We start from the raw sequence: 25,351 nt of genomic DNA, 5'->3' as shown, positions 1-25,351 counted from the left end.
CAAGGTGAAAAAAAAGAGTGTTCAAAACAGAACGTCAAAACCCATTTCCACAGAGCAAACGACACCGGAAGCATCGCCGCAATATTTTGATTACGACGATATGTTGACCGAACTGGAAGCTATTGTCGCCGATGCAGAGCAGCGGCTGGCGCAAGAAGACGAAGCAGCGTAACAGAAGCCCTGGTTTAAAAACCGGGGCTTTTTTTGTGAGACTTGCGGAAAAATTAGCCTGACGGCAACGCGCTATCCAGCAAATCGGTGCCGTAAGAATTATCGATAGTGCATAACCAGCCCTGCGAAGCGGTGTGGCGAAAAACATATGTCGCGCGACGGATTGTCTTAACAGTGCCGCCTTTACCGTCCGGATAACGCAGCAGGGTTTCCATGATGACCAGCGCGTTATCGGCGCCTTCAATGACCTGCATCTCCCCTTGTTCTACCACCAGATTCCCCTGGAAATAGTCAGCGATGGCCATAAAAGCGTTGCGAATATTGTCTTTTCCTTTGGCAATCATTCCCGGCTTTATGACCAGCGCGGCATCGTCCGCGTAAAACGTCATCAGGGTATCGTAATCTTTTGCTGATATCGCCTTGTCGCAGGCTTCGATGATTTTCCGTATTGGGTGTGAGCTCATGTCAGATGCGTCCTGTGAGTATGTTCCGGTACTCAGTAGAGCATTGTCAGCGGAAGATGTAACGGCGAGACGCAGATAGCTACCGGAAATAGGAGTATGGCGAGGCCGTCGTCCCGGTAAACGCAGCGCCACCGGGGAATATTCAGGCTTCCCCTCGCCCCACTGGAGCCAGAGGGAAGATCGTGCAGAAATTTGAAACCACAAAAAAGCAAAAACCCGCCGAAGCGGGTTTTTACCTGAAAAGATCGAAACTGACCGATAAGCCGGGTTCTGTCGTGGACAGTCATTCATCTAGGCCAGCAATCGCTCACTGGCTCAAGCAGCCTACCCGGGTTCAGTACGGGCCGTACCTTATGAACCCCTATTTGGCCTTGCTCCGGGTGGAGTTTACCGTGCCGCGAACTGTTACCAGCCGCGCGGTGCGCTCTTACCGCACCCTTTCACCCTTACCTGATCCCACTTACGTGGGCCATCGGCGGTTTGCTCTCTGTTGCACTGGTCGTAGGCTGTTACACCCCCCAGGCGTTACCTGGCACCCTGCCCTATGGAGCCCGGACTTTCCTCCCCTTCGCCTGTCTCCCCCGAAGGAGGACAACGACGAAGCGGCGACTGTCTGGTCAGCTTCGGCGCGCAGTATAGAGGGTTTGCGCGCCGATGTCACCCCTCAGCAGACATGCCAACCTGTAAGGTGGCCGCAATGTTGCGGGATGCATGATAAATATTGTCAAACGCACCACGGAACGCCTCTTCCAGCGTACCAATGCTGGTCAGAACGCTGAATACTGCGTCAATACCATACTGATGCACAATGCCAACATCACGCGTCAGGCTTCCGGCAATACCGATAACTGGCTTGTGGTATTTTTTTGCCACGTTCGCCACGCCCACCGGCACTTTACCGTGAATACTCTGGCTGTCGATACGGCCTTCACCGGTGACCACCAGGGTACAATCATGAATATGTTCTTCCAGATTCAATGCCTGGGTTACGATTTCGATACCGCTACGCAGCTCCGCGCCGAGGAATGCCATCAACGCGGCGCCCATCCCCCCTGCCGCACCGGCTCCCGGCACATTTTTCACATCAATATGCAGCGATTTTTTAATCACATCGGCGTAATGGGCAAGATTACGGTCCAGCTCAACGATCAGCGCTTCCGTCGCGCCTTTTTGTGGCCCAAAAATACGCGATGCGCCTTTTTCGCCAGTCAGCGGATTTGTCACATCACAGGCAACACGAATGGTGCAACCTCCAAGACGTGGATCGAGCCCTGAAATATCAATAGCATTCAGGCTTATCAGGCTACCGCCGCCGTTGCCGATGTCGGTACCATTGGCATCGCACAGTTTCGCGCCAAGCGCCTGTACCATACCCGCTCCGCCGTCGTTCGTTGCGCTACCGCCGATGCCGATAATAATATTTTTCGCCCCATGATCCAGCGCGTGCAAAATAAGTTCCCCGGTGCCGCGTGAAGTGGTGATCAGAGGGTTTCGTAATTCAGGGGGCACAAGTGCCAGACCGCTGGCGGCGGCCATCTCTATAAAGGCTGTTTTACCGTCGCCGGACATTCCCCAACGCGCATCGACATTTTCACCTAAAGGGCCGGTGACGCATGCACTGTGCACAGAACCTTTTGTCGCGGCAATCATGGCTTCAACCGTTCCCTCACCGCCATCTGCGACCGGAACTGAAACGTATTGAGCATCCGGGAAAATTTCCCGAAATCCTTTTTCTATCGCCTGCGCTACTTCGGTAGCAGAAAGGCTTTCTTTATAAGAGTCTGGGGCGATTACGATTTTCATAGTTGATTAGCCTGACATTGCCGCGCAAGGCATTCATTTCACCTCACAGGCCATTCACGTCACCGCGATTTTCGACCTGCAAGGTGTTGATGCTTAAGAAATTCAGGGTGCGCTCCCGCACCCTTCTTATTAGCGAGAGATTTCTACTTTCGCCAGTTTTTCGTAGTAGCACGCGAGAGCGCTGTGGTCGTCGCTACCGTGACCATCAGCACGCAATGCCTGCATCATTTCCATGACTGCGGCAGTCAGCGGCAACTGCGCACCTACACCATGAGAGGTATCGAGTGCGTTGGAGAGATCTTTGATATGCAGGTCGATACGGAAACCCGGTTTAAAGTTGCGGTTGAGTACCATCGGTGCTTTTGCTTCCAGCACGGTGCTGCCAGCCAGACCGCCGCGGATTGCCTGGAATACCAGCTCAGGATTCACACCCGCTTTTGTTGCCAGAGACAGCGCTTCGGACATTGCAGCAATGTTCAGTGCTACGATGACCTGGTTAGCCAGTTTGGTCACGTTACCCGCGCCGATATCGCCGGTATGAACAACGGAACCAGCCATGGCTTTCAGCAGATCGTAGTATTTGTCGAACAGCGCTTTGTCACCGCCAACCATCACGGACAGGGTGCCATCGATCGCTTTCGGTTCACCGCCGCTTACCGGCGCGTCCAGCATCTCAATGCCTTTTGCTTTCAGACCTTCGCTGATTTCACGGCTGGCCAGCGGAGCGATGGAGCTCATATCGATCAGAACAGTACCTGGTTTAGCGCCTTCAATGATGCCGCCTTCGCCCAGCGCAACCTCTTTTACGTGCGGGGAGTTCGGCAGCATGGTGATGATCACATCACACTGCTCTGCAATGGCTTTAGCGCTGCTTGCGGCTTCTGCGCCAGCGGCGATCAGTTCTGCGACCACATCGCTATTGCGGTCGGAGACCACCAGTGAGTAACCTGCTTTAATGAGGTTTTTACTCATTGGTTTACCCATGATGCCCAGGCCAATGAAACCAACTTTCATCGTCATAATTGCGTCTCTCTCTTTATCCAGTGGTGGTTTGGTTATTTTTTAAAGGCATCAGCCAGTTTCTGCGTACCCGCACGGAACACACCCAGGTCGCTGCCAACAGCAACGATGGTCGCCCCCCATTCCAGATAGCGGCGGGCATCTGCCTCAACAGGCGCCAGGATACCGCTCGGTTTGCCATGCGCTTTTGCACGCGCAAAAATATGCTGGATGGTGCGCTGTACTTCCGGGTGCGCAGCATTGCCGATATAACCCAGGGTTGCCGCCAGGTCGCTCGGACCGACGAATACACCGTCAACGCCGTCGGTTTTGAGGATAGCGTCGAGGTTATCCACGCCCTCCTGGCTTTCGATCTGCACGATGATGGTGATGTTTTTGTTCGACTGCGCGAAGTAATCCGGTACGGTGCCAAACATATTGGCGCGGTGAGACACGGACACGCCGCGGATACCCTCTGGCGGATAACGGGTTGCCGCCACGGCGTTTGCCGCTTCTTCTGCCGTTTCAACGAACGGGACGAGGAAGTTGTAGAAACCAATATCCAGCAGACGCTTGATCACAACCGGATCGTTCGTCGGGATACGTACCACCGGTGCGCTGACGCTGCCTTTCAGCGCCATCAACTGCGGTACAAAAGAGAGCACGTCATTCGGGGCGTGTTCACCGTCCAACAGCAGCCAGTCAAATCCTGCCAGGCCCAGAACCTCAGTGCTGATATGACTACCCAGCGCCGACCAACAACCGATCTGAACCTGATTTGCCGCCAGCGCAGCTTTAAATTTGTTCGGGAAGATATCGTTACTCATCTTTTGCACCTTAATTTTTTAAGCCGTTGCTTACTTTTTCAATTCCATACGTTTGATGTCGCCTACCACAAACAGGTAGCACACCATCATCATCAGGGCCGAGCATCCGACAAAAATCAGCGCCCCGTTGAACGAATGCAACTCTTTGACCATGTACCCAATCACCAGCGGAGTCACGATCGATGCCACATTACCGAACACGTTAAACACGCCCCCGCACAGACCGACAATTTCTTTCGGTGCGATATCGGAGATAACCGGCCAGCCCAACGCGCCAAAACCTTTACCGAAGAATGCCAGTGCCATCAATGCGATAACCAGCACAGTGTTGTCGGTGTAGTTACACAGAATGATGCTGGAAGCCAACAACATCCCGACTACGATGGGGAATTTACGCGCCATGGTTAAAGTACAACCACGTTTAATCAGGTAGTCAGAGAACAGACCGCCCAGCACACCGCCCCCAAAACCACACAGGGCCGGAATAGACGCGACAAAACCCACTTTCAAAATTGACATGCCTTTATCCTGCACCAGATAAATCGGGAACCAGGTCAGGAAAAACCATGTGATCGTGTTCAGGAAGTACTGACCGAAGAACACGCCGAGCATCATACGGCTGGATAACAGTTGCTTGATGTAATCCAGTTTCGGGCCAGATTGCTTATCGCTGTCGGTTTTTTTGTGGTCCATATCAACCACCGCGCCGTTAGCAGAAATGTAATCCAGCTCTTCGCGAGTCATACGTGGATGGTCAGTTGGGTTATGAATGTATTTAACCCAGGCCGCCGTCAGCACAAAACCAATCACGCCCATCACGGTGAAAACATGTTCCCAGCCCCACGCGAAGGTCAGCCAACCCAGCAGCGGAGAAAACAGTGCGAGTGAAAAATACTGCGCCGCGTTAAAAATCGCCGAAGCGGTACCGCGCTCTTTGGCCGGGAACCAGGCCGCCACAATACGGGCGTTTGCCGGGAAAGAAGGCGCTTCCGAGAAGCCCAGCATAAAGCGCATAATAAACATCGAGATCCCGGCCCATGCGAGCGGGAATACGTCGACAAAGCCTTGCAAGAAGGTGAAGAGCGACCAGAAGAACAGGCTCCAGGTGTACACTTTTTTCGAGCCATAGCGGTCAAGTAACCAGCCACCTGGGATCTGCATCAGCAGATACGCCCAGCCAAACGCAGAAAAAATGTAACCCATCGATACCGAGTCAAGATGCAACTCTTTCGCGACATCAGTCCCCGCAATGGAGAGTGTGGCACGGTCCGCATAGTTAACTGCTGTAACAATAAATATAATGAGCAGAATTAAATAGCGAGTTGGTATTCCCCTTTTTACCTCAACTGAACTTTGCACAGACATATGGTTTCCCCTGGTGCAGCTTAATTTAAAGATATAATTTTCTTGATATGTAATTTACCCGATATATAAAAAGAAACTCATGAAAAGTAATATCAGGTAATAGCATGTTTGTATTTTATTACCGCACAGTATAATCACCACCACTCGGCCACGCACTGGTGGTTTGCTCAATTTTAATATGAACCATTAAGATTATTTTGAGCATATGCACACATAGCTGGGCGCTGATGCACAGATCTGGCAATTCACATCCTTACAGGACGGGTAATCACGAAAATAAGTGATTTAGATCACATTTTAATATTGAGACTCCTGACATTCTTATTTCATCAACCGAGGTTTTAACTTCTGAGAAATACAGAACATCCTCTCTTTCTTTTTTTTGAGTAATGCATCGTATCGTTAGCTGGAGATTACTTGATAATGGCCGACATTGAAATTAGACAGCAGTCGCCTACGGCGTTTTATATTAAAGTACACGACACCGATAATGTCGCTATCATCGTTAATGACAATGGATTAAAAGCGGGTACCCGTTTTCCGGATGGTCTCGAATTAATCGAACATATCCCGCAAGGTCATAAAGTTGCGCTGGTAGATATTCCTCATCACGGGGAAATTATCCGTTACGGTGAAGTTATCGGTTATGCAGTGCGTGATATTGCTCGCGGAAGCTGGATTGACGAATCCACCGTTGAATTACCGAAAGCGCCGCCGTTGAACACACTGCCACTGGCGACAAAAGTGCCCGAACCGTTGCCGCCGCTGGAGGGTTACACCTTCGAAGGCTATCGCAACGCCGATGGCAGCGTCGGTACCAAGAATCTCCTTGGCATCACCACAAGCGTACATTGTGTGGCGGGAGTGGTCGATTATGTGGTGAAAATTATTGAACGCGACCTGCTGCCGAAATATCCGAATGTGGATGGTGTGGTCGGCCTGAACCATCTGTACGGGTGTGGCGTGGCGATTAACGCACCGGCAGCCGTTGTGCCTATCCGCACTATTCACAACATCGCGCTGAACCCGAACTTTGGCGGTGAAGTGATGGTCATCGGCCTGGGCTGTGAAAAACTGCAGCCTGAACGCCTGCTTAAGGGCACAGAAGATGTGAAAGCGATTCCGGTAGACGATGCCAGTATTGTCCGTCTTCAGGATGAACATCATGTCGGTTTCAAATCCATGGTTGACGATATTTTGCAGGTTGCGGTACGTCATCTGGAAAAACTCAACCAGCGCCAGCGCGAAACCTGCCCGGCTTCTGAACTGGTTGTCGGCATGCAGTGTGGTGGTAGTGACGCCTTCTCCGGCGTGACCGCAAACCCGGCTGTCGGTTACGCCTCTGACCTGCTTATACGTTGCGGTGGCACGGTCATGTTCTCCGAAGTAACCGAAGTGCGTGATGCCATCCATCTGCTTACGCCGCGCGCAATCAATGAAGAAGTGGGCAAACGCCTGTTGGAAGAGATGGCCTGGTACGATAACTACCTGGACATGGGGCAAACGGACCGTAGCGCTAACCCGTCGCCGGGTAACAAGAAGGGCGGTCTGGCAAACGTGGTGGAAAAAGCGCTGGGCTCGATCGCGAAATCAGGTAAGAGCGCCATCTCCGAAGTGCTTTCTCCGGGCCAGCGTCCGACCAAACGTGGTCTCATTTACGCGGCAACGCCGGCCAGTGATTTTGTCTGCGGCACACAGCAGGTTGCATCGGGTATCACCGTGCAGGTCTTCACCACCGGTCGTGGTACGCCGTACGGTCTGATGGCGGTGCCGGTTATCAAGATGGCAACCCGCACTGAACTGGCCAATCGTTGGTATGACCTGATGGATATCAACGCAGGGACTATCGCAACGGGCGAAGAGACTATCGAGGAGGTGGGCTGGAAGCTGTTCCACTTTATCCTTGATGTCGCAAGCGGTCGTAAGAAAACCTTTTCTGATCAATGGGGCCTGCACAACCAACTGGCTGTCTTTAACCCGGCTCCGGTGACTTGATTCATCAATAAACCTCATCGTTTAGCATGGCTTTGGCCATGCTTTTTTTTTGTTTTTTTCTCCTCGCTTAACTTTCGAAAACCTCCTTTCACTTTCGTATCTTTCATTTTTCTGACTTAACTCACAAAAAAACGTTACGAAACCCTATATCTTCTTTCGAAGAAAACAAACGAAAGGTTTCGGAGGCAGGATGTACATCATTTCGACGAAAGCGATGCTTAACAAAGCGCAGCAAGAAGGCTACGCCGTCCCGGCATTCAATATCCACAATCTTGAAACGTTACAGGTGGTGGTAGAGACCGCCGCAGAGCTGCGTTCTCCCCTGATTGTTGCGGGCACGCCGGGTACATTCAGTTATGCCGGAACAGGCAACATCGTCGCCATCGCTGGCGATCTGGCAAAAGCCTTTAATCAACCACTGGCCATACATCTCGATCATCACGAACAACTTGCTGATATAGAAAGCAAAGTACTCAGCGGCGTGCGTTCCGTTATGATCGACGGCTCCCATCATCCTTTCGCCACAAATATTGAACTGGTGAAAAAGGTCACAGATTACTGCCACCGCTACGACGTCAGCGTTGAAGCGGAACTGGGCCGTCTGGGTGGACAAGAGGACGATCTGGTCGTGGAGGGTAAGGACGCCCTTTATACCAACCCCGAACAAGCCTATGAATTCGTACGTCAGACGGGAATCGACTCGCTGGCTGTTGCTATCGGAACCGCTCATGGCCTGTATGCCGCTGAACCTAAACTCGATTTTGACCGTCTTGAAGAGATTCGCCAGCGCGTAAATGTACCGTTGGTGCTGCACGGCGCCTCAGGTTTGTCTGCCGATGATATCCGCCGGGCCATTAGCCTTGGAATTTGTAAGGTCAACGTCGCGACAGAATTGAAAATCGCCTTCTCGGGCGCGCTCAAGTCATATCTGGCTTCACATCCGGACGCCAGCGATCCGCGGCATTACATGGTGCCAGCAAAGGTCGCCATGAAAGAGGTGGTACGGAAAGTTATCGCCGACTGCGGCTGCGAAGGGAAATTGTGAAGGTAGTTGACTAATTATTGAAAGAATTCAGAAATAACCCGGAGGATATAGTGAAAGATATTATTGCCCGCCATAAGGCAGGGGAGCACCTCGGCATCTGCTCAGTCTGTTCAGCGCACCCGATGGTTATTGAAGCTGCGCTTCGCTTTGATGCCCATAGCGATAACAAAGTGCTGATTGAAGCGACATCGAACCAGGTGAATCAGTTTGGCGGCTATACCGGGATGAAACCGGCTGATTTTCGGGATTTTGTTTTTACAATTGCAAAAGAGGTGGGGTTCCCACTGGAGCGGTTAATTTTAGGCGGCGACCATCTCGGGCCCAACTGCTGGCAGAACGAGACCGCAGAAACGGCAATGGAAAAATCCGTCGACCTTGTTAAGGCCTATATCGCTGCAGGTTTCACGAAGATCCATCTTGATGCATCAATGTCCTGCGCAGATGATCCCGTCCCTTTGGATCCGAAAGTCGTCGCCGAGCGTGCCGCACGTTTGTGTCAGGCCGCGGAAGAAACTGCCAGCAATGAGCTGAAAAAATCGCTGACCTATGTTATTGGGACCGAAGTCCCGGTTCCTGGCGGCGAAGCGAGCAGCATTGATACGGTTCACGTGACTCGCGTAGAAGATGCCGCCAGCACGCTTGAAACCCACCGGGCTGCCTTCCATGCGCTTGGGCTGGATGAAGCGATGAGCCGCGTTATCGGCATTGTTGTGCAACCGGGCGTCGAGTTTGATCACACCCAGATTATTCACTATCAACCTCACGAAGCCGAAGCACTCTCCGCCTGGATTCGCCAGACACCAATGGTGTACGAAGCTCATTCGACAGACTATCAGTCCCGCCAGGCTTACCGTGCGCTGGTACGCGATCACTTTGCCATCCTGAAAGTTGGCCCTGCCCTCACCTTCGCCCTGCGTGAAGCCATTTTTGCTCTGGCACAAATGGAAAACGAGCTGGTTATCCCGGAAAACCGCAGTCGTGTGCTGGAGGTGATTAACGAGGTGATGCTCAACGAGCCGGGCTACTGGAAAAAGTATTATCACCCGACTTGGAGCCAGGCGATGGTGGACATCCATTTCAGCCTGTCTGATCGCATTCGCTACTATTGGCCTCATCCACGCATCCGCCAGGGCGTGGAGAAACTTATCGCCAACCTGAGTGCCATCCCGCTGCCGCTGGGGCTAATCAGCCAGTACATGCCCGTTCAGTTTGAACGTCTATTGCATAACGAGATCGTCGCGACGCCGCAGAATCTTATCAATGACAAAATACAGGATGTATTACGCGCCTATCGTTATGGATGCGCCGAAGAAGCAGCCTGATTTCTGGAGAATGTATGAGTCAACTATTTGTCCGAACCGGAATTGAATTTAGCTCGTGTCAGCAGGCGCTGGCACACATAGGTGAAGAGATGCTGGCGAAAGGCGTCGTGCATGATTCTTATCCTGCGGCATTGCTGGAACGTGAAGCGATTTACCCGACAGGGATCGCCCTTGAACGCCATGCCGTTGCAATCCCGCACTGTGAGGCGACTCATGCAAAGTCAGCGGCAATTTATCTTATTCGGCCGGATAAACCAGTGAATTTTCAACAGGCTGATGATGATGGCGACATTGCAGTTTCGCTGATCATCGCACTGATTGTTGAGAACCCTGCGGCACAGCTTAAGCTCCTGCGCCGCCTTTTTAGTGAGCTACAAAACCCGAATGCGCTTGAGGCGTTGATGACGACGCCTTCCGATCGCCTGGCAACGCTTTTTCGGGAAACGATCCTTGAGCCTGAGAATTGCGAACAGGCTTCATAAGATACTGATAATAAAAGGAGTACCCTATGAAACGTAAAATCATCGTCGCCTGCGGCGGCGCGGTCGCCACCTCCACAATGGCGGCAGAAGAGATCAAAGAACTCTGCGAAGCGAATAACATCAGCGTCGAACTGGTGCAGTGCAGGGTTAATGAGATTGAAACCTATATGGATGGTGTCGATCTTATCTGCACAACGGCAAAAGTGGATCGTACCTTCGGCGATATTCCGGTGGTACACGGCATGCCGTTCATTTCTGGTGTCGGCATTGAGGCACTCCAGCAAAAAATCCTGACCATTCTTGTGGGGTGAAGCCATGTTTAGCGAAATCATGCGCTATATCCTCGACCTGGGCCCCACCGTCATGCTGCCGGTGGTGATCATCATCTTCTCAAAATTATTGGGGATGAAGCTTGGGGACTGCTTTAAATCCGGTCTGCATATCGGGATTGGTTTTGTTGGCATCGGGCTGGTTATTGGCCTGATGCTCGACTCTATTGGTCCGGCGGCGAAAGCCATGGCAGAACAGTTTCAAATAAATTTGCATGTCATTGATGTCGGCTGGCCAGGCTCATCCCCAATGACCTGGGCCTCGCAGATTGCGCTCATTGCTATTCCTGTCGCGATTGCCGTGAACGTACTGATGCTGATCACCAGGATGACCCGCGTGGTGAACGTTGATATCTGGAATATCTGGCATATGACTTTTACCGGTGCGATGCTGCACATCGCAACGGGTTCCTACTGGATCGGGATTTTGGGGGTCGTCGTGCATGCCGCCTTCGTCTACAAACTGGGGGACTGGTTTGCGAAGGATACCCGCGATTTCTTCGGCCTTGAGGGTATCGCCATCCCACACGGCAGCTCAGCTTATCTCGGCCCGATTGCCGTGCTGGTCGACACCATCATCGAGAAGATCCCCGGACTCAACCGCGTTCACTTTAGCGCGGATGATATCCAGAAACGCTTTGGTCCGTTTGGTGAACCGGTAACCGTCGGCTTTGTTATGGGTATTGTTATCGGCCTGCTGGCAGGCTATGACGCTAAAGGCGTACTACAACTGGCCGTCAAAACAGCCGCCGTTATGCTGCTGATGCCACGAGTCATTAAGCCCATCATGGACGGTCTGACGCCGATTGCAAAACATGCCCGTAAACGTCTGCAGGCTAAATTTGGTAGCCAGGAGTTCCTGATCGGGCTCGATCCGGCACTGCTGCTGGGCCATACATCGGTTGTCTCTGCCAGCCTGATCTTTATTCCGCTGACGATCCTCATCGCAGTGCTGGTGCCGGGCAATCAGGTGCTGCCGTTCGGTGACCTGGCAACGATCGGTTTCTTTGTGGCGATGGCGGTTGCCGTGCATCAGGGGAATCTGTTCCGCACGCTGATCTCCGGGACAATTATCATGGGCATCACCCTGTGGATTGCCACCCAAACCATTGGCTTCCATACACAGCTCGCTGCGAATGCAGGCGCGCTGAAAGCCGGAGGGATGGTTGCTTCAATGGACCAGGGCGGCTCTCCGATAACCTGGCTGCTTATTCAGCTCTTCACCTGGCAGAACATCGTCGGCTTCACCGTCATTGGCGTGATTTATCTCGCCGGCGTACTGCTCACCTGGCGCAGAGCGCGCAACTTCGCAGCCGCGGAAAAAGCCGCCGCCGCGATACAACAAACGCACGTCACATCTTGATATTCAGGGGGGCCACCGCTCCCCTTTTCATTCCTGGAGAGTGTTATGAAATCAGTGGTTATTCATGCTGAGGGGAACATCTGCGTTGAAGAACGTCCTGAACCTCAGTTACAGCATGACGATGACGTCAAAGTCAGAGTAATCAGTTCCGGGTTATGCGGTTCTGATATCCCGCGTATTTTCGCAAAAGGAGCCCATTTTTACCCTATTACCCTGGGGCATGAATTCAGCGGCTATATCGAAGAAACGGGGAAAAGTGTGACCGACCTCGCGACGGGCGACGCGGTAGCCTGCGTGCCGCTCCTTCCCTGCTTTGACTGCCCGGAATGCCGCAAACAGTACTTTTCTTTGTGCAAACGTTACCAGTTTGTCGGGTCACGGAGCGACGGAGGCAATGCGGAGTACGTTGTGGTCAGACGGGCAAATCTGATTCGTCTGCCAGAAAAAATGGCCATCGAGGATGGCGCTTTTATAGAACCTATCACGGTCGGTCTGCACGCATTTCATCTGGCGGGTGGATGTGCCGATAAAAACGTGGTGATTGTCGGTGCCGGGACGATTGGTCTGCTGGCCATGCAGTGCGCACTGGCACTGGGGGCGAAAAGCGTAACAGCAATTGACATCAACCCGGACAAATTAGCGCTGGCAAAAAACATCGGGGCGACGCACACCTTTAATAGCCGCGAACTGAGCGCCGCGCAAATTCTCGAAAACCTGACAGACAACCGCTTTGACCAGCTTATTCTGGAGACCGCAGGCGCTCCACAAACCGTTTCACTGGCCATTGAGATTGCCGGTCCACGTGCCCAACTGGCACTGGTCGGCACGCTGCATCATGACCTGACGCTGACCGCAACGGTTTTCGGACAAATTCTGCGTAAGGAGCTAACAATTCAGGGGAGTTGGATGAACTACTCCGGCCCATGGCCAGGGGAAGAGTGGGTGACCGCCACCCGCCTGCTCACTGAAAAACGCCTTACACTGGAACCCCTTATCGCCCATCGTGGTGGCCCAGAGAGCTATGCCCAGGCCGTTCAGGCGTTAAACGGCGCGCCAATGCAGGGAAAAATCCTACTGAAGCTGGATTAAATGCAGGAGCCAGCAACCTGAGCTGGCTCACATTTACTTTCGAAAGTTAGCGTTCAACTTTCACAATCCTTCGATTACACTATCCAGAGTTAATTCTCAGGCAAATCAACATGAACTCATTTGAACGAAGGAACAAAATCGTCGATCTGGTCAACGCCCAGGGAAGCGTGCTGGTTATCGATCTTTCGAATACCTTTGGTATTTCAGAGGTGACGATCCGCGCAGACCTGCGTTTGCTGGAAGAAAAAGGTCTGGTGACCCGTTTTCATGGCGGTGCAGCTAAACCAGGCACGCATATGATGGAAAGTGACAATCAGGAAGTGACGCTGGAAGACCGCTATAAACTTGCCAGCGATCCGAAAAAGCGCATCGCCCAGGCGGCAACCGGCATGATTGAAGAAGGGATGACCGTTATTCTGGATAGCGGTAGTACCACAATGCTCATCGCCGAAGCGCTGGCGAAAAAATCCAACATCACCGTCATTACCAATAGCCTTCCTGCTGCGTTTACCCTCTCTGACAACAAAGACATCACGCTGGTGGTCTGCGGCGGCACCGTGCGCCATAAAACGCATTCAATGCACGGCACCATCGCTGAGCGCTCTTTGCAGGGCATCAGCGCTGACCTGATGTTTGTGGGGGCGGATGGCATTGACACCACCAATGGCATCACCACGTTCAACGAAGGCTATTCGATTAGCGGCGTGATGGCGGCTGCGGCACATAAAGTGGTGGCGGTACTGGACGCCAGCAAGTTCAATCGCCGCGGGTTTAATCAGGTGTTACCGATGGACAAAATCGACTGCGTGATTACCGATGAGGGCATCAGCGAGAAGGACAAAGTAGCGCTGAACAAGATGGGTAAAGACGTGATGATTGTTTAACGCGTCCACTGCGATGACCGTAACGAAAACAGCCATGGTATGAATAACCTGGCTGTTTTGGTCGAAAGCGCGGAATTCGTAAACAGGAAATCGCCTGGATATAACCCTGTTATGCCCAGGCAGAAAACTTACGCGTCGCCCTGCTGTTCCAGCGCGTATTTATAGAGCGCATTTTTCTTCACGCCGTGAATTTCCGCAGCCAGCGCAGCGGCTTTTTTCAGAGGGAGTTCAGCCTGTAACAGGGCCAGCGTACGCAGCGCATCGGCGGGTAAGGCATCTTCCTGCGCCTTATGGCCTTCGACGATCAGCACCATCTCACCTTTGCGACGGTTTTCGTCCTCTTTCACCCATGCCAGCAATTCCCCTACCGGTGCGCCATAAATCGACTCCCAGGTTTTGGTCAGCTCGCGGGCCAGCACTACGTAACGTACTTCACCCAGCACGGCAACGATGTCCTCCAGGCTTTCCAGCAAGCGATGCGTTGATTCATAAAAAATCAGCGTGCGCGGTTCTGTCTCCAGCGATTTTAAGGTGTCGCGACGCCCTTTCGATTTGGCGGGCAGAAACCCCTCGTAACAAAAACGATCGGACGGTAACCCCGCCGCACTTAATGCTGCTATTGCAGCACAGGGCCCCGGCAGTGGAACGACACGGATGCCCGCTTCACGGCAGGTGCGTACAAGATGGTAGCCAGGGTCGTTAATCAGCGGTGTACCCGCATCGGAGACCAGCGCGATGTTTTGCCCTTCTTTTAGCTTCGCCACCAGCGTGTCGGCCTTTTGTTGCTCATTATGGTCGTGCAGGGCAAACAGACGGGCGTTAATGGCGAAATGAGAAAGCAGCAGTCCGGTGTGGCGCGTATCCTCGGCAGCGATAAGATCGACATCCTGCAATACGGTGAGCGCACGCTGGGTAATATCACCCAAATTGCCGATGGGCGTAGGGACAATGTAGAGCTGGCCCTGATAATTGTCCGCAGATTCGTGTTGTTTCATTGTTCTATCCGTATTGCCGATTTAATATTGAGCATTGCGTAAAAAATATCACTGGATACAGTATGCTACCGTCAACATTTCTACGTTCGAAAGCCATGCGCTGCCTGCCTGTCGTGCTGGCCGCTCTGCTGTTCGCAGGCTGCGGCACACACCCGGTCGATCAAAGCACCGGGCACCTGGAGGGCAAGGCTGAGGCTGATTCGGGTTTTTATCTGCACCAGATGCAGCAAAGCTCAGATGATAGCAAGACCAACTGGCAATTACTCGCCATTCGTGCACTGCTGAAAGAAGGCAGGACCCAGCAGGCCAGTGAATTGTTGGGCCAATTACCTCAAGAGTTGAATGACGAGCAGCGCGCTGAGCAAACCTTGCTGAGCGCTGAGCTCAAACTCACGCAACAAGACTACGCAGGTGCGCAGGCACTGTTGAGCAAGGTCGATCTGAAAGGGTTTAGTCAGAATCAGCAAGCCCGTTACTGGCAGGATGTGATCACCGCAAGCCAGAACAAACCGTCGCCGACGCTGCTACGTGCCCTTATCGCACAGCAACCGCTGCTGACTGCGGCAGCGGACAAACAAAAGAATATTGATGCGACCTGGCAGACACTCTCTTCCCTGACGCCCGATCAGGCCAACGCCATTCAGGTGAGCCAGGACGAAACGGTGCTGCAAGGATGGCTGGATTTACAACGCGTGTGGTCCAATAACCGCAACGATCCGAACATGCTAAAAGCGGGTATTGCGGACTGGCAGAAACGCTTCCCACAAAATCCTGGCGCGGTTCTGTTACCGAGCCAACTGGCGAATGTACAAAATTTCCGCCCGGCATCGGTCAATCAAATCGCGTTGCTGCTGCCGTTGAATGGCCAGGCAGCCGTCTTTAGCCGCGCGATCCAGCAGGGTTTTGAAGCGGCGAAAAACGGCACCACCACTGTTTCTGGCCCGGCCGTGCCTGTTCAGGTAGCCCAGGCCGCGACGATGGCGACCACAGCAGACGTTGTCAGCCCCGCACAAACCAATGTCAGCGACCTGACCACGCCGCAGTCCGCGCCTGCGGCTAGCGCACCGGTAACGGCGCCGGTACAGGCTCCGGCAGACCAGACGCAACAAACGTCACCTGCAGAGCAAACCACACAAGCACCTGCTGAACAAACCGATCCGGCCGCCCCGGCAGGACAACCGGTGAATACTCCTGCCGTTGCCAGCACCCCGGCCAATCCGACCGCCGTGCTGAAAGTCTATGACACCAGTTCACAGCCTCTTGACCAGGTGTTGAGCCAGGTACAGAAAGATGGTGCGAGCATTGTTGTTGGGCCACTGCTGAAAAATCACGTCGAAGAGCTAATGCGTAGCCAGACGCCACTGAACGTGCTGGCGTTGAACCAGCCAGAGAAAGTCGAAAACCGTCCGAATATCTGTTACTTCGCCCTCTCCCCGGAAGATGAAGCCCGTGATGCGGCACGCCATATTCACCAGCAAGGCCGTCATACACCGCTGTTGCTGTTGCCGCGTAGCTCACTTGGCGATCGCGTCGCCAGCGCTTTCGCCCAGGAGTGGCAAAAACTGGGCGGCGGTATCGTGCTGCAGCAAAAATTCGGCTCGACGGCAGAATTACGCATGGGTATTAACAGCGGTTCCGGTATTGCAATGACGGGTAGCCCTGTCACGGCCAGTCTGCCACAGCAGCAGGGCGTGACCATTGGCGGGTTGAATATTCCGGCTCCGCCAACCGAAGCGCAGATCACCGGCGGCGGCAATATTGATTCTGTCTATATCGTCGCGACACAGGATGAAATCGCCCTTATCAAGCCGATGATTGCGATGCGTACCGGTAGCCAGAGCGGCATTGTTCTGTATGCCAGCTCCCGTAGCGCTCAGGGCGGTTCAGGCCCGGACTTCCGTCTGGAGATGGAAGGATTGCAGTTTAGCGAAATCCCAATGCTCGCTGGTAGCAACCCGGCACTGATGCAACAGGCGTTGATGCATACCAATAATGACTACTCCCTGGCGCGCCTGTATGCGATGGGCGCGGATGCCTGGACGCTGGCGAACCACTTCTCGCAAATGCGTCAGGTGCCAGGGTTTGAAATTAACGGTAACACGGGCGATTTGACCGCCACTCAGGAATGCGTGATTAACAGGAAGTTGTCATGGCTCAAATACCAGCAGGGGCAAATCGTCCCCGCCAGTTGACCCGTAAGCAGACCGGTGATGCGTGGGAGTTACAGGCGCGTCACTGGCTTGAGCGCAAGGGAATGCGCTTTCTTGCCGCTAACGTGCGCGTGCGCGGCGGTGAGATAGACTTGATTATGCAGGACAAGTCGACAACGGTGTTTGTAGAAGTGCGCTATCGCAAGTCGTCACTTTTCGGCGGCGCAGCGGCCAGTGTCACCGCCAGCAAGCAACATAAATTACTGCATGCCGCCCGTTTGTGGCTGGCCCGGCACAATGGGAGTTTTGATACTGTGGATTGCCGGTTCGATGTGGTAGCCTTCACCGAAAATGAAGTTGAGTGGATACAAAACGCCTTTAACGACCGCTCATAATGACTGAATGATAGGGATCACCCGTGCTCGATAGAATTAAAGTTTGCTTTACAGAAAGCATTCAAACCCAGATTGCGGCGGCAGAAGCGCTGCCAGACGCAATTTCACGCGCGGCCATGACCATGGTCCATTCCCTGCTTAACGGCAACAAAATCCTCTGTTGTGGCAATGGAACTTCCGCCGCCAACGCACAGCATTTTGCTGCCAGTATGATTAATCGTTTTGAAACGGAACGCCCAAGTTTACCTGCCATTGCACTTAATACCGATAATGTGGTCTTAACGGCAATCGCAAACGATCGTCTGCATGACGAAATTTATGCCAAGCAGGTTCGGGCACTCGGACACGCAGGCGACATATTGCTGGCGATTTCCACCCGTGGAAACAGCCGCGATATTGTTAAAGCCGTTGAAGCCGCAGTAACGCGCGACATGAGTATCGTGGCGCTTACGGGGTATGACGGTGGTGAACTGGCCGGATTGTTGGGGCCGCAGGATGTCGAGATACGTATTCCTTCCCACCGCAGCGCACGCATACAGGAAATGCATATGCTGACGGTAAATTGTTTATGCGATCTGATAGATAACACGCTTTTCCCTCACCAGGATGATTAAGGAGTACATATGAAGGCATTTACGCCCCTCGCAGTCCTTATTTCCGCACTGCTGCTACAAGGCTGTGTAGGCGCAGTGGTGGTCGGTTCAGCTGCTGTCGGTACCAAAGCGGCAACCGATCCACGTACGGTTGGCACTCAGGTGGATGACGGTACTCTTGAACTTCGCGTTAACAGCGCGCTGTCTAAAGACGAACAGATTAAAAAACAGGCTCGCATAAACGTCACGGCGTATCAGGGGAAAGTCCTGCTGGTGGGTCAGGCGCCAACCACCGATCTCTCGTCACGTGCTAAGCAAATCGCTATGGGTGTAGACGGTGCAACAGAGGTCTACAACGAAATTCGCCAGGGCGAGCCAATTGGTATGGGAACGGCCGCCAGCGATACCTGGATCACCTCCAAAGTGCGTACGCAACTGCTGAGTAGCGACCAGGTGAAATCGTCCAATGTGAAAGTCACCACTGAGAATGGCGAAGTGTTCTTGCTGGGCCTGGTGACCGATCGTGAAGGCAGAGCCGCGGCGGATATTGCCAGCCGCGTCAGTGGTGTGAAACATGTCACCACCGCATTTACAATGATTAAATAGCGTTGATTCTTCTCCCCGGCGGGCATAGCACCACCGGGGAGAATCAGTTAAAGCAATGCCAGCGTTCCGGTAATCACCCCGCCTAATGCCACCAGCCCCCCTGTTAGCCACAGTGCTTTGGCCGGAAAGGATTTGCGCAGCATAATCAGCGACGGCAGGCTGACCGCAGGCAGCGTCATCAGTAGCGCCATTGCCGGGGCCGCCCCCATCCCCGCCAGCATCATTGTCTGGACAATCGGAATCTCCGCCGCCGTTGGGATCACGAACAGGCAACCGGCTATCGCCATCGCAATCACCCACATCAGGGAATTATCAATCGCACCATCAGCATGCGGGAAAAGCCAGACACGGGCGGCGCCCAGTACCAGCACGGCAAGGATATAAACCGGGATTGTGCTCCAGAACAGAACCCACAGCGCCTTTCCCCAGCGGGCAAAAAAGTGCCCTTCCGGTTCCGGCAACGAAAGATCGACCGGTGCCGTCTGCTGGATATCATCCTTGACCAGATACTGCACCAGTGTCGCCACGCCAATAACCATCACTAACCCGGCAATCAGTCGCATAGCGACAAAATGCCAGCCCAGCACAAAACCCATAAAAACCAGGGTTGCCGGGTTAAGCAGCGGGTTGCCCATCCAGAATGCCAGCGCGCCGCCCATCGATACCTGCTGACGACGCATTCCCGCCGCAACGGGCGCTGCACAGCAGGAGCACATCATGCCCGGCAGAGAAAACAGCGTGCCAAAGAGCGTGCCGCTCAGTCGCTTTTGCCCAAGAGTACGAATCAGCCAGTTTCGCGGAATAAGCACCTGAATTAACGAACCTAGCAATACCCCCAGCACCGCCGCTTTCCAGACGGCAAGAAAATAGACCATGGCATAGTCAAGAGCCGCTTGGAATGGGCTGGCATCGGCCTGAGCGAGAATAGATTTACCAATACTGTGAGTTTCAGCGGCGGTGAAGGCTTTTCCATAGTAGGGCTGCCACTTTACATACCAGAGACCCACGATCACGACGAGAAAAAAGAGAGCGGGTTTCCACCATTGCACCGGTGTCGCCGCCCGAGATGAAGACTGACCAGTCATACAACTCTCCGGGGGATAAATGCAGAAATAATTACCCGGCGAATAGTACTCCTGGGCTATTTATTTGAAAATGATTAATCGTTTGCCATCGCGCGCAGTCGGGCAGATGAAAGGATCTCCACACGTTGCGAAGAAGGCGAAAAGGCCGCTTTCAGCATCGCGCTGGCCACATCCTGTGCAGCAATCGATTTCCAGTTCCCCGGCATGATGCGAAACAACGGGGCGAACAGTGACTCGTTAACACGATGCTTTTCACGGTTCCCGAGTAGCATCGACGGGCGCGCAATGGTCAAACGCTCCCACTCTTGCTCCATCAGCGCATTTTCCATCTCGCCTTTCACCCGATTATAGAAAAACGGCGAACGTGTATTAGCGCCCAGCGCACTCACCACCAGCATGTGCCGTGCCCCCAGGCGTAGCCCTGTTAACGCCGTGTCGACCACCAGTGTGTAATCGGCATGTATAAAGGCCTCTTTGCTACCCGCTTCACGTCGTGTCGTTCCCAGGCAGCAAAAAACAGTATCAACGGGTTCCGTCACCATGGCGAGTGCATCGGTTAACTGGGGATCATGAGGATTGAACACACCAGAGATCGGTTCTAATGGCCGACGCGTGGGGGCTGCAATGGCATCAACGCGAGCATCATTCGCCAGCATCCGCAGTAAGATCCCGCCAACCAGCCCCGTTGCGCCCGTTATCAATACCCGACTCATATCCTCTCCTTTTGCAGAATAGTCTGCCTTGCAATGTCATCGCCCTGAACCAGGCTTAGTAATCCTGATAGTGATTATTGTTGAAAATGACCAGCCTGAGCTGAATAACGGAGGATACATGAGCAAGAAAATTGCAGTCTTGATCACCGACGAATTTGAAGATTCAGAATTTACGTCTCCGGCAGAGGAGTTTCGTAAGGCAGGCCACGAAGTGGTTACGATAGAGAAGCAGGCGGGTAAGACAGTGAAAGGTAAGCAAGGCGATGCCAGCGTGACCATCGACGAAGCGATTGATGATGTCCGGCCCGCCGACTTCGACGCCCTGCTTCTGCCAGGCGGACATTCGCCAGATTCTCTGCGTGGCGACAACCGTTTCGTCACCTTTACCCGCGATTTTATTAACAGTGGAAAACCTGTGTTTGCGATTTGCCACGGGCCGCAGCTTTTGATTAGTGCCGATGTTCTGCGCGGCAGAAAACTGACGGCGGTAAAACCGATCGTGGTGGATGTGAAAAACGCGGGGGGCGAATTCTACGACCAGGAAGTGGTGGTTGATAATAACCAACTGGTCACCAGCCGTACGCCGGATGATCTCCCCGCGTTTAACCGCGAAGCGTTACGGCTGCTGGGTGCCTGAGTCACGTATCCAGTGAAGCTTTTTACCAAAGCCCAGCGTGTTATCGGTGAATTTCAGCTCGGTGAGGCGAATTTCCCACATCGGCGCCGATAAAACGCGGGCAACAGGAAAGCGTCGGTTGTACTGCGCTCGCGGGCCGGCGCTTTCCGCCTCTTCAAGACGCCGTATCTCTCCGGCAAATTGCACGCCGCGAATAAGTGCGACCGTCTTTGGTTGCCCATTTACGGTTCCGGCAATGTTCGCCTGCAGGCCGGTCATCTGCGAATGACGCGTATGATCCTCACTGAGAAGATAAAATGCGACTTTTTGCGGATCATAGATATAAAACGCATTCGCACACCACAACTCCCCCCTATTGGCCACACACCAGGTCACAACATGCTGCTTCGCCAGCCAGCGACTAATGGCCGCAAGAGTTTCCATTTCTCTTCATCCCCGTGTTATTTTTCTTTCACATTAGCACAATGAATGACGTTATGACGCTCTGGTCTCTTTATCTCATCCGCACGGCGGACAACAGCCTTTATACCGGTATTACCACCGATGTGGCGCGTCGCTTTATACAGCATCAAAGCGGCAAAGGCGCAAAAGCACTGCGGGGAAAGGGGGAACTCACGCTGGCATTTTCCGCGCCAGTGGGAGAACGCTCGCTGGCGCTGCGTATGGAGTATCGCATCAAACAACTGACAAAACGCCAGAAGGAGCGCCTCGTTGCCGGAGATGGCATCTTTGAAGCGCTATTAGAAGGCCTGGTTACCGCAGCCGATTAGAAGCGATTAAAGTGCTCGTGGTATTCCACCAGCCCCTTCACATGATTTAACGCATCGTCTGCCAGAGGGTGGAGCTGGAAAGCGCTTTCGGTATCCGGCCAACGACAATGCAGACCGAACTTCGCCGCAGGCTCAAAGCCCAGATGGCCGAAAAAGTCAGGGCTACCCAGCGTCACCACGGCGGCATAGCCAAACTCATTGAGTGAGTCCAGACCTTCGTATACCAACTGGCGAGCAAGGCCCTGGCTACGATACGCCTCATCGACGGCCAATGGCGCAAGGCCGACCCACTGTAAATCTTCGCCCTGCACGGCAACCGGACTGAATGCGACATAACCGATGACCTGCCCTTCATCATCCGTTGCGACAAGCCCAAGGGTAATTAAGCCGTCTTCGCGCAGATCGTGCACCAGCGTCGCTTCGCGCTCATCCGCAAAAGTGCGGCGCAAAAGCGCGTCGATTCCCGGTGCATCAATCCCAATTTCTACTCGAATCAGCATGGTTCACCTACAGAAGATTGTGGCGTTGAGTCCGGCGCTTGCAGGCCGGCTTCAACAAAATCCGCCAGTTGCAGTAGCATGATGCGAAGTGCTTTCGGCATCTGCTCCAGCTCAATGGCGTCCATCAGGTTTTTCACATACAACCCAAGCTCCGTGTCACCTTCAATGACCAGTCGGCGTTGAAAGAACAGCGTATCCGGATCCTGTTTGCGCGCGGCAATCATCAACAGGTCGCTGGCATCTGCGCTGAAACTGACATCAGCCGTGGCAGACTCACGCACGATTAATCGTGAATTTTCAACCGAGGTATACCACGTCAGGCCAATATCGCGAACCTGGATACTTAACCAGCGGCCTTCAAGAAACTCTAGCTCCCCGTCTGCCAGCGCCTGTTGGAACTGCCAGCATAAGACCTGCTCCAGAACCTGCCGTTTAATGGCGAAAGGCGTCAGCTTAACCGGCACGCTCAACAAGGACGGGCCAACGTGAACGAGACGTGAGCGCAGTTTTTCCAACACGAGCATTACTCCCTGAAATGAAAATTCCTTCTATTTTGCCATATCAGATAAACGACATGGCGGCGTAAATCAACAATTACGTAAGAAGAATGCCTCGATTATTGATGTCACCAATACACAATTAACTGCCTCAAATCAAAAATTGTCGCTACCAGGTTAACTAAAATCCCAGTTCATTAACAATTTAGCGCCCCACGTGGGTTGCCAGGGCCAATACAGCCCCTGATTTCAGGATAAATTATGGAGTTGCTCTGCCCTGCCGGAAACCTTCCGGCACTCAAAGCGGCCATCGAAAACGGTGCCGACGCCGTCTATATCGGCCTGAAAGATGATACCAACGCCCGCCACTTTGCCGGTCTCAATTTTACAGAAAAGAAACTGCAGGAAGCGGTCAGTTTTGTGCATCAGCACCGACGCAAACTGCATATCGCGATTAACACCTTCGCGCATCCTGATGGTTATCAACGCTGGGAGCGCGCTGTGGATATGGCCGCGCAAATTGGTGCGGATGCGTTGATTCTCGCCGATCTGGCTATGCTGGAATATGCTGCAACGCGTTATCCCCATATCGAACGCCATGTTTCTGTGCAGGCATCGGCAACCAATGAAGAGGCCATTCGCTTCTATCATCGCCATTTTGACGTCGCCCGCGTTGTCCTGCCTCGCGTTTTATCTATTCATCAGGTTAAACAGTTAGCCCGCGTCACCCCTGTGCCGCTGGAAGTCTTTGCTTTTGGCAGCCTGTGCATCATGGCTGAAGGGCGCTGTTATCTCTCCTCTTACCTGACGGGTGAGTCGCCAAATACCGTGGGCGCCTGCTCTCCGGCACGTTTTGTGCGCTGGCAGCAAACCCCGCAGGGGCTGGAATCGCGCCTCAATGAAGTGCTGATCGACCGCTACCAGGATGGCGAAAACGCAGGTTATCCGACGCTGTGTAAAGGCCGCTATATGGTCGATGGCGAGCGCTACCACGCGCTGGAAGAGCCCACCAGCCTGAATACGCTGGAATTATTGCCTGAACTGCTGGCCGCCAATATTGCCTCGGTGAAAATTGAGGGCCGTCAGCGCAGCCCGGCCTATGTGAGTCAGGTGGCCAAAGTCTGGCGACAGGCCATTGACCGCTGCATTGCCGATCCGCAGAACTTCGTGCCGCAATCCGCCTGGATGAACACGCTGGGTGCGATGTCAGAAGGCACGCAGACCACGCTTGGCGCTTACCATCGCAAATGGCAGTAGGAAACACGATGAAATATTCACTCGGACCCGTGCTCTGGTACTGGTCAAAAGAGACGTTAGAGGCGTTTTACCAGCAAGCCGCAACCAGCAGCGCGGATGTGATTTATCTTGGTGAAGCGGTGTGCAGCAAGCGTCGCGCCACTAAAGTGGGCGACTGGCTGGATATGGCGAAACAACTTGCCGACAGCGACAAACAGGTCGTGCTCTCGACGCTTGCGCTGGTGCAAGCCTCGTCAGAACTTAACGAACTCAAACGCTATGTCGATAACGGCGATTTCCTGCTGGAGGCCAGCGATCTCGGCGTGGTAAACCTGTGTGCCGAGCGCAAATTGCCCTTCGTCGCAGGACACGCGCTGAACTGTTACAACGCCGTTACGCTGCGTCTGCTGCTTAAGCAAGGGATGATGCGCTGGTGCATGCCAGTGGAACTTTCGCGCGACTGGCTCATTAACTTGCTCGATCAGTGCGAAACGCTGGGTATTCGCGATCAGTTCGAAGTGGAAGTGCTGAGTTACGGACATCTGCCGCTGGCCTATTCCGCGCGCTGCTTTACCGCACGCTCGGAAGACAGGCCGAAAGATGAGTGCGAAACCTGCTGCATTAAATATCCAAATGGACGCCGCATGCTGTCGCAGGAAAATCAGCAGGTGTTCGTGCTTAATGGCATCCAGACCATGAGCGGTTACGTCTACAACCTGGGCAATGAACTCAAGTCGATGGCGGGTATCGTGGACATGGTACGGTTGTCACCCATGGGGGAAGAGACGTTTGCCATGCTCGACGCCTTTCGCGCCAATGAAAATGGACAAGCGCCTTTGCCGCTGACAGCAAACAGCGACTGTAACGGCTACTGGCGACGTCTGCCGGGTCTGGAGCTCCAGGCTTAAGAAACCGCTCACTTTGTTAACAACAGTCATCAGATTTTAATGCACTATTAAAGATGCAGCTTTTCTGACCGACGCATCCTGGATGCGCCAGGCTGGAAGAAGACCTTCAATCTGATGACTATGCTGTA

28 protein-coding genes and 1 other RNA gene are annotated in these 25,351 nt (G+C 53.4%); 17 read left to right on the top strand and 12 right to left on the bottom strand.

What is annotated here, in order from left to right; translation table 11 throughout:
• The first annotated feature begins 4 nt into the window (after positions 1–4).
• Entirely contained in the window at positions 5–172 is a 168-nt protein-coding gene (locus tag ACS0RQ_RS03265; protein ID WP_271849936.1) for a protein YhaL, read from the top strand.
• A 52-nt stretch (positions 173–224) separates the two neighbouring features.
• Here ACS0RQ_RS03265 and ACS0RQ_RS03260 read toward each other — a convergent pair whose 3' ends face one another.
• From ACS0RQ_RS03260 to ACS0RQ_RS03235, 6 genes are all read right to left on the bottom strand, one after another.
• Positions 225–635 carry a YybH family protein gene (locus tag ACS0RQ_RS03260; protein WP_039077511.1) on the bottom strand — a complete coding sequence of 137 codons (411 nt, stop codon included), beginning with the start codon at positions 633–635 and terminating at the stop codon, positions 225–227.
• Positions 636–878: 243 nt separating this feature from the next.
• An RNA gene (rnpB, locus tag ACS0RQ_RS03255) (RNase P RNA component class A) lies at positions 879–1,260 on the bottom strand.
• A 32-nt stretch (positions 1,261–1,292) separates the two neighbouring features.
• Positions 1,293–2,438: a glycerate 2-kinase gene (gene garK, locus ACS0RQ_RS03250; protein WP_271849935.1), complete on the bottom strand. Its 1,146-nt coding sequence runs from the start codon at positions 2,436–2,438 to the stop codon at positions 1,293–1,295.
• A gap of 129 nt (positions 2,439–2,567) precedes the next feature.
• Entirely contained in the window at positions 2,568–3,458 is an 891-nt protein-coding gene (gene garR / locus ACS0RQ_RS03245) for a 2-hydroxy-3-oxopropionate reductase (RefSeq protein WP_039077509.1), read from the bottom strand.
• Positions 3,459–3,493: 35 nt separating this feature from the next.
• Complete coding sequence (gene garL / locus ACS0RQ_RS03240; protein ID WP_039077508.1) at positions 3,494–4,264, bottom strand: 2-dehydro-3-deoxyglucarate aldolase; 771 nt, start codon at positions 4,262–4,264, stop codon at positions 3,494–3,496.
• Between the two features lie 30 nt (positions 4,265–4,294).
• Positions 4,295–5,629, bottom strand: a complete 1,335-nt coding sequence (locus ACS0RQ_RS03235; protein WP_271849934.1) for an MFS transporter — start codon at positions 5,627–5,629, stop codon at positions 4,295–4,297.
• Between the two features lie 423 nt (positions 5,630–6,052).
• Between ACS0RQ_RS03235 and garD the strand changes: the two genes are divergently transcribed.
• From garD to ACS0RQ_RS03195, 8 genes are all read left to right on the top strand, one after another.
• Positions 6,053–7,624 (top strand): galactarate dehydratase, encoded by a 1,572-nt coding sequence (gene garD / locus ACS0RQ_RS03230; RefSeq protein WP_039077506.1) that lies wholly within the window; start codon positions 6,053–6,055, stop codon positions 7,622–7,624.
• 190 nt (positions 7,625–7,814) lie between these two features.
• Entirely contained in the window at positions 7,815–8,669 is an 855-nt protein-coding gene (locus tag ACS0RQ_RS03225; protein WP_271849933.1) for a tagatose bisphosphate family class II aldolase, read from the top strand.
• A gap of 50 nt (positions 8,670–8,719) precedes the next feature.
• The gene (gene gatZ, locus ACS0RQ_RS03220) at positions 8,720–9,991 is read left to right on the top strand and encodes a tagatose-bisphosphate aldolase subunit GatZ (RefSeq protein ID WP_271849932.1); all 1,272 of its coding nucleotides are present in this window, start codon (positions 8,720–8,722) and stop codon (positions 9,989–9,991) included.
• A gap of 14 nt (positions 9,992–10,005) precedes the next feature.
• A complete protein-coding gene (gene gatA, locus ACS0RQ_RS03215; protein ID WP_039077503.1) occupies positions 10,006–10,473 on the top strand; it encodes a PTS galactitol transporter subunit IIA in 468 nt (155 codons plus the stop codon).
• A 26-nt stretch (positions 10,474–10,499) separates the two neighbouring features.
• Positions 10,500–10,784, top strand: coding sequence for a PTS galactitol transporter subunit IIB (gatB, locus tag ACS0RQ_RS03210; RefSeq protein ID WP_039077502.1), 285 nt, complete (start codon positions 10,500–10,502; stop codon positions 10,782–10,784).
• Between the two features lie 4 nt (positions 10,785–10,788).
• Complete coding sequence (locus ACS0RQ_RS03205) at positions 10,789–12,165, top strand: galactitol-specific PTS transporter subunit IIC (protein WP_271849931.1); 1,377 nt, start codon at positions 10,789–10,791, stop codon at positions 12,163–12,165.
• A 45-nt stretch (positions 12,166–12,210) separates the two neighbouring features.
• The gene (gene gatD / locus ACS0RQ_RS03200) at positions 12,211–13,254 is read left to right on the top strand and encodes a galactitol-1-phosphate 5-dehydrogenase (RefSeq protein WP_271849930.1); all 1,044 of its coding nucleotides are present in this window, start codon (positions 12,211–12,213) and stop codon (positions 13,252–13,254) included.
• 110 nt (positions 13,255–13,364) lie between these two features.
• The gene (locus ACS0RQ_RS03195; protein WP_271849929.1) at positions 13,365–14,138 is read left to right on the top strand and encodes a DeoR/GlpR family DNA-binding transcription regulator; all 774 of its coding nucleotides are present in this window, start codon (positions 13,365–13,367) and stop codon (positions 14,136–14,138) included.
• A 128-nt stretch (positions 14,139–14,266) separates the two neighbouring features.
• Here the strand turns inward: ACS0RQ_RS03195 and rsmI are convergent, their stop codons facing one another.
• Entirely contained in the window at positions 14,267–15,133 is an 867-nt protein-coding gene (gene rsmI, locus ACS0RQ_RS03190) for a 16S rRNA (cytidine(1402)-2'-O)-methyltransferase (protein ID WP_271849928.1), read from the bottom strand.
• 62 nt (positions 15,134–15,195) lie between these two features.
• On the opposite strand from rsmI, the gene ACS0RQ_RS03185 reads away from it, so the two are divergent.
• The 4 genes from ACS0RQ_RS03185 to dolP are packed head-to-tail and all read left to right on the top strand — an operon-like array spanning position 15,196 to position 18,877.
• Positions 15,196–17,325: a penicillin-binding protein activator gene (locus ACS0RQ_RS03185; protein WP_271849927.1), complete on the top strand. Its 2,130-nt coding sequence runs from the start codon at positions 15,196–15,198 to the stop codon at positions 17,323–17,325.
• The gene (locus ACS0RQ_RS03180; RefSeq protein WP_271849926.1) at positions 17,283–17,678 is read left to right on the top strand and encodes a YraN family protein; all 396 of its coding nucleotides are present in this window, start codon (positions 17,283–17,285) and stop codon (positions 17,676–17,678) included. The genes ACS0RQ_RS03185 and ACS0RQ_RS03180 overlap by 43 nt, the downstream gene beginning before the upstream one ends.
• A 23-nt stretch (positions 17,679–17,701) precedes the next feature.
• Positions 17,702–18,292: a DnaA initiator-associating protein DiaA gene (gene diaA / locus ACS0RQ_RS03175; protein WP_039077495.1), complete on the top strand. Its 591-nt coding sequence runs from the start codon at positions 17,702–17,704 to the stop codon at positions 18,290–18,292.
• Positions 18,293–18,301: 9 nt separating this feature from the next.
• Positions 18,302–18,877: a division/outer membrane stress-associated lipid-binding lipoprotein gene (dolP, locus tag ACS0RQ_RS03170; RefSeq protein ID WP_271849925.1), complete on the top strand. Its 576-nt coding sequence runs from the start codon at positions 18,302–18,304 to the stop codon at positions 18,875–18,877.
• Between the two features lie 47 nt (positions 18,878–18,924).
• On the opposite strand, the gene ACS0RQ_RS03165 is transcribed toward dolP, so the two are convergent.
• Both ACS0RQ_RS03165 and ACS0RQ_RS03160 read right to left on the bottom strand, forming a co-directional pair.
• Positions 18,925–19,962, bottom strand: coding sequence for a permease (locus ACS0RQ_RS03165; RefSeq protein WP_271849924.1), 1,038 nt, complete (start codon positions 19,960–19,962; stop codon positions 18,925–18,927).
• 74 nt (positions 19,963–20,036) lie between these two features.
• Positions 20,037–20,675, bottom strand: a complete 639-nt coding sequence (locus ACS0RQ_RS03160; protein ID WP_271849923.1) for an NAD(P)H-binding protein — start codon at positions 20,673–20,675, stop codon at positions 20,037–20,039.
• Positions 20,676–20,793: 118 nt separating this feature from the next.
• On the opposite strand from ACS0RQ_RS03160, the gene ACS0RQ_RS03155 reads away from it, so the two are divergent.
• Positions 20,794–21,312 carry a type 1 glutamine amidotransferase domain-containing protein gene (locus ACS0RQ_RS03155; RefSeq protein WP_039077491.1) on the top strand — a complete coding sequence of 173 codons (519 nt, stop codon included), beginning with the start codon at positions 20,794–20,796 and terminating at the stop codon, positions 21,310–21,312.
• On the opposite strand, the gene ACS0RQ_RS03150 is transcribed toward ACS0RQ_RS03155, so the two are convergent.
• The gene (locus tag ACS0RQ_RS03150; protein WP_271849922.1) at positions 21,292–21,735 is read right to left on the bottom strand and encodes a YhbP family protein; all 444 of its coding nucleotides are present in this window, start codon (positions 21,733–21,735) and stop codon (positions 21,292–21,294) included. The genes ACS0RQ_RS03155 and ACS0RQ_RS03150 overlap by 21 nt on opposite strands.
• A 53-nt stretch (positions 21,736–21,788) precedes the next feature.
• Here ACS0RQ_RS03150 and ACS0RQ_RS03145 point away from each other — a divergent pair, with 53 nt between their 5' ends.
• Positions 21,789–22,082, top strand: a complete 294-nt coding sequence (locus tag ACS0RQ_RS03145; protein WP_271849921.1) for a GIY-YIG nuclease family protein — start codon at positions 21,789–21,791, stop codon at positions 22,080–22,082.
• Here the strand turns inward: ACS0RQ_RS03145 and ACS0RQ_RS03140 are convergent.
• Positions 22,079–22,582, bottom strand: a complete 504-nt coding sequence (locus ACS0RQ_RS03140; RefSeq protein ID WP_193794462.1) for a GNAT family N-acetyltransferase — start codon at positions 22,580–22,582, stop codon at positions 22,079–22,081. The two genes, ACS0RQ_RS03145 and ACS0RQ_RS03140, sit on opposite strands and share 4 nt — an antisense overlap.
• Positions 22,576–23,100, bottom strand: a complete 525-nt coding sequence (ubiT, locus tag ACS0RQ_RS03135; RefSeq protein WP_039077548.1) for a ubiquinone anaerobic biosynthesis accessory factor UbiT — start codon at positions 23,098–23,100, stop codon at positions 22,576–22,578. Before ubiT ends, ACS0RQ_RS03140 begins: the two co-directional genes overlap by 7 nt.
• A 240-nt stretch (positions 23,101–23,340) precedes the next feature.
• Between ubiT and ubiU the strand changes: the two genes are divergently transcribed.
• Together ubiU and ACS0RQ_RS03125 are read left to right on the top strand one after the other, a co-directional pair.
• Entirely contained in the window at positions 23,341–24,336 is a 996-nt protein-coding gene (gene ubiU, locus ACS0RQ_RS03130; protein ID WP_271849920.1) for a ubiquinone anaerobic biosynthesis protein UbiU, read from the top strand.
• 8 nt (positions 24,337–24,344) lie between these two features.
• Positions 24,345–25,223, top strand: a complete 879-nt coding sequence (locus tag ACS0RQ_RS03125) for a U32 family peptidase (protein ID WP_271849919.1) — start codon at positions 24,345–24,347, stop codon at positions 25,221–25,223.
• Positions 25,224–25,351: the final 128 nt, after the last annotated feature.

The sequence above is a fragment of the Phytobacter diazotrophicus genome, assembly GCF_052061655.1.
GTDB classification, from domain to species: Bacteria; Pseudomonadota; Gammaproteobacteria; order Enterobacterales; family Enterobacteriaceae; genus Phytobacter; species Phytobacter diazotrophicus.
Note: the sequence above shows the minus strand (reverse complement) of the source record. Positions and strands in the feature narration are given on the sequence as shown.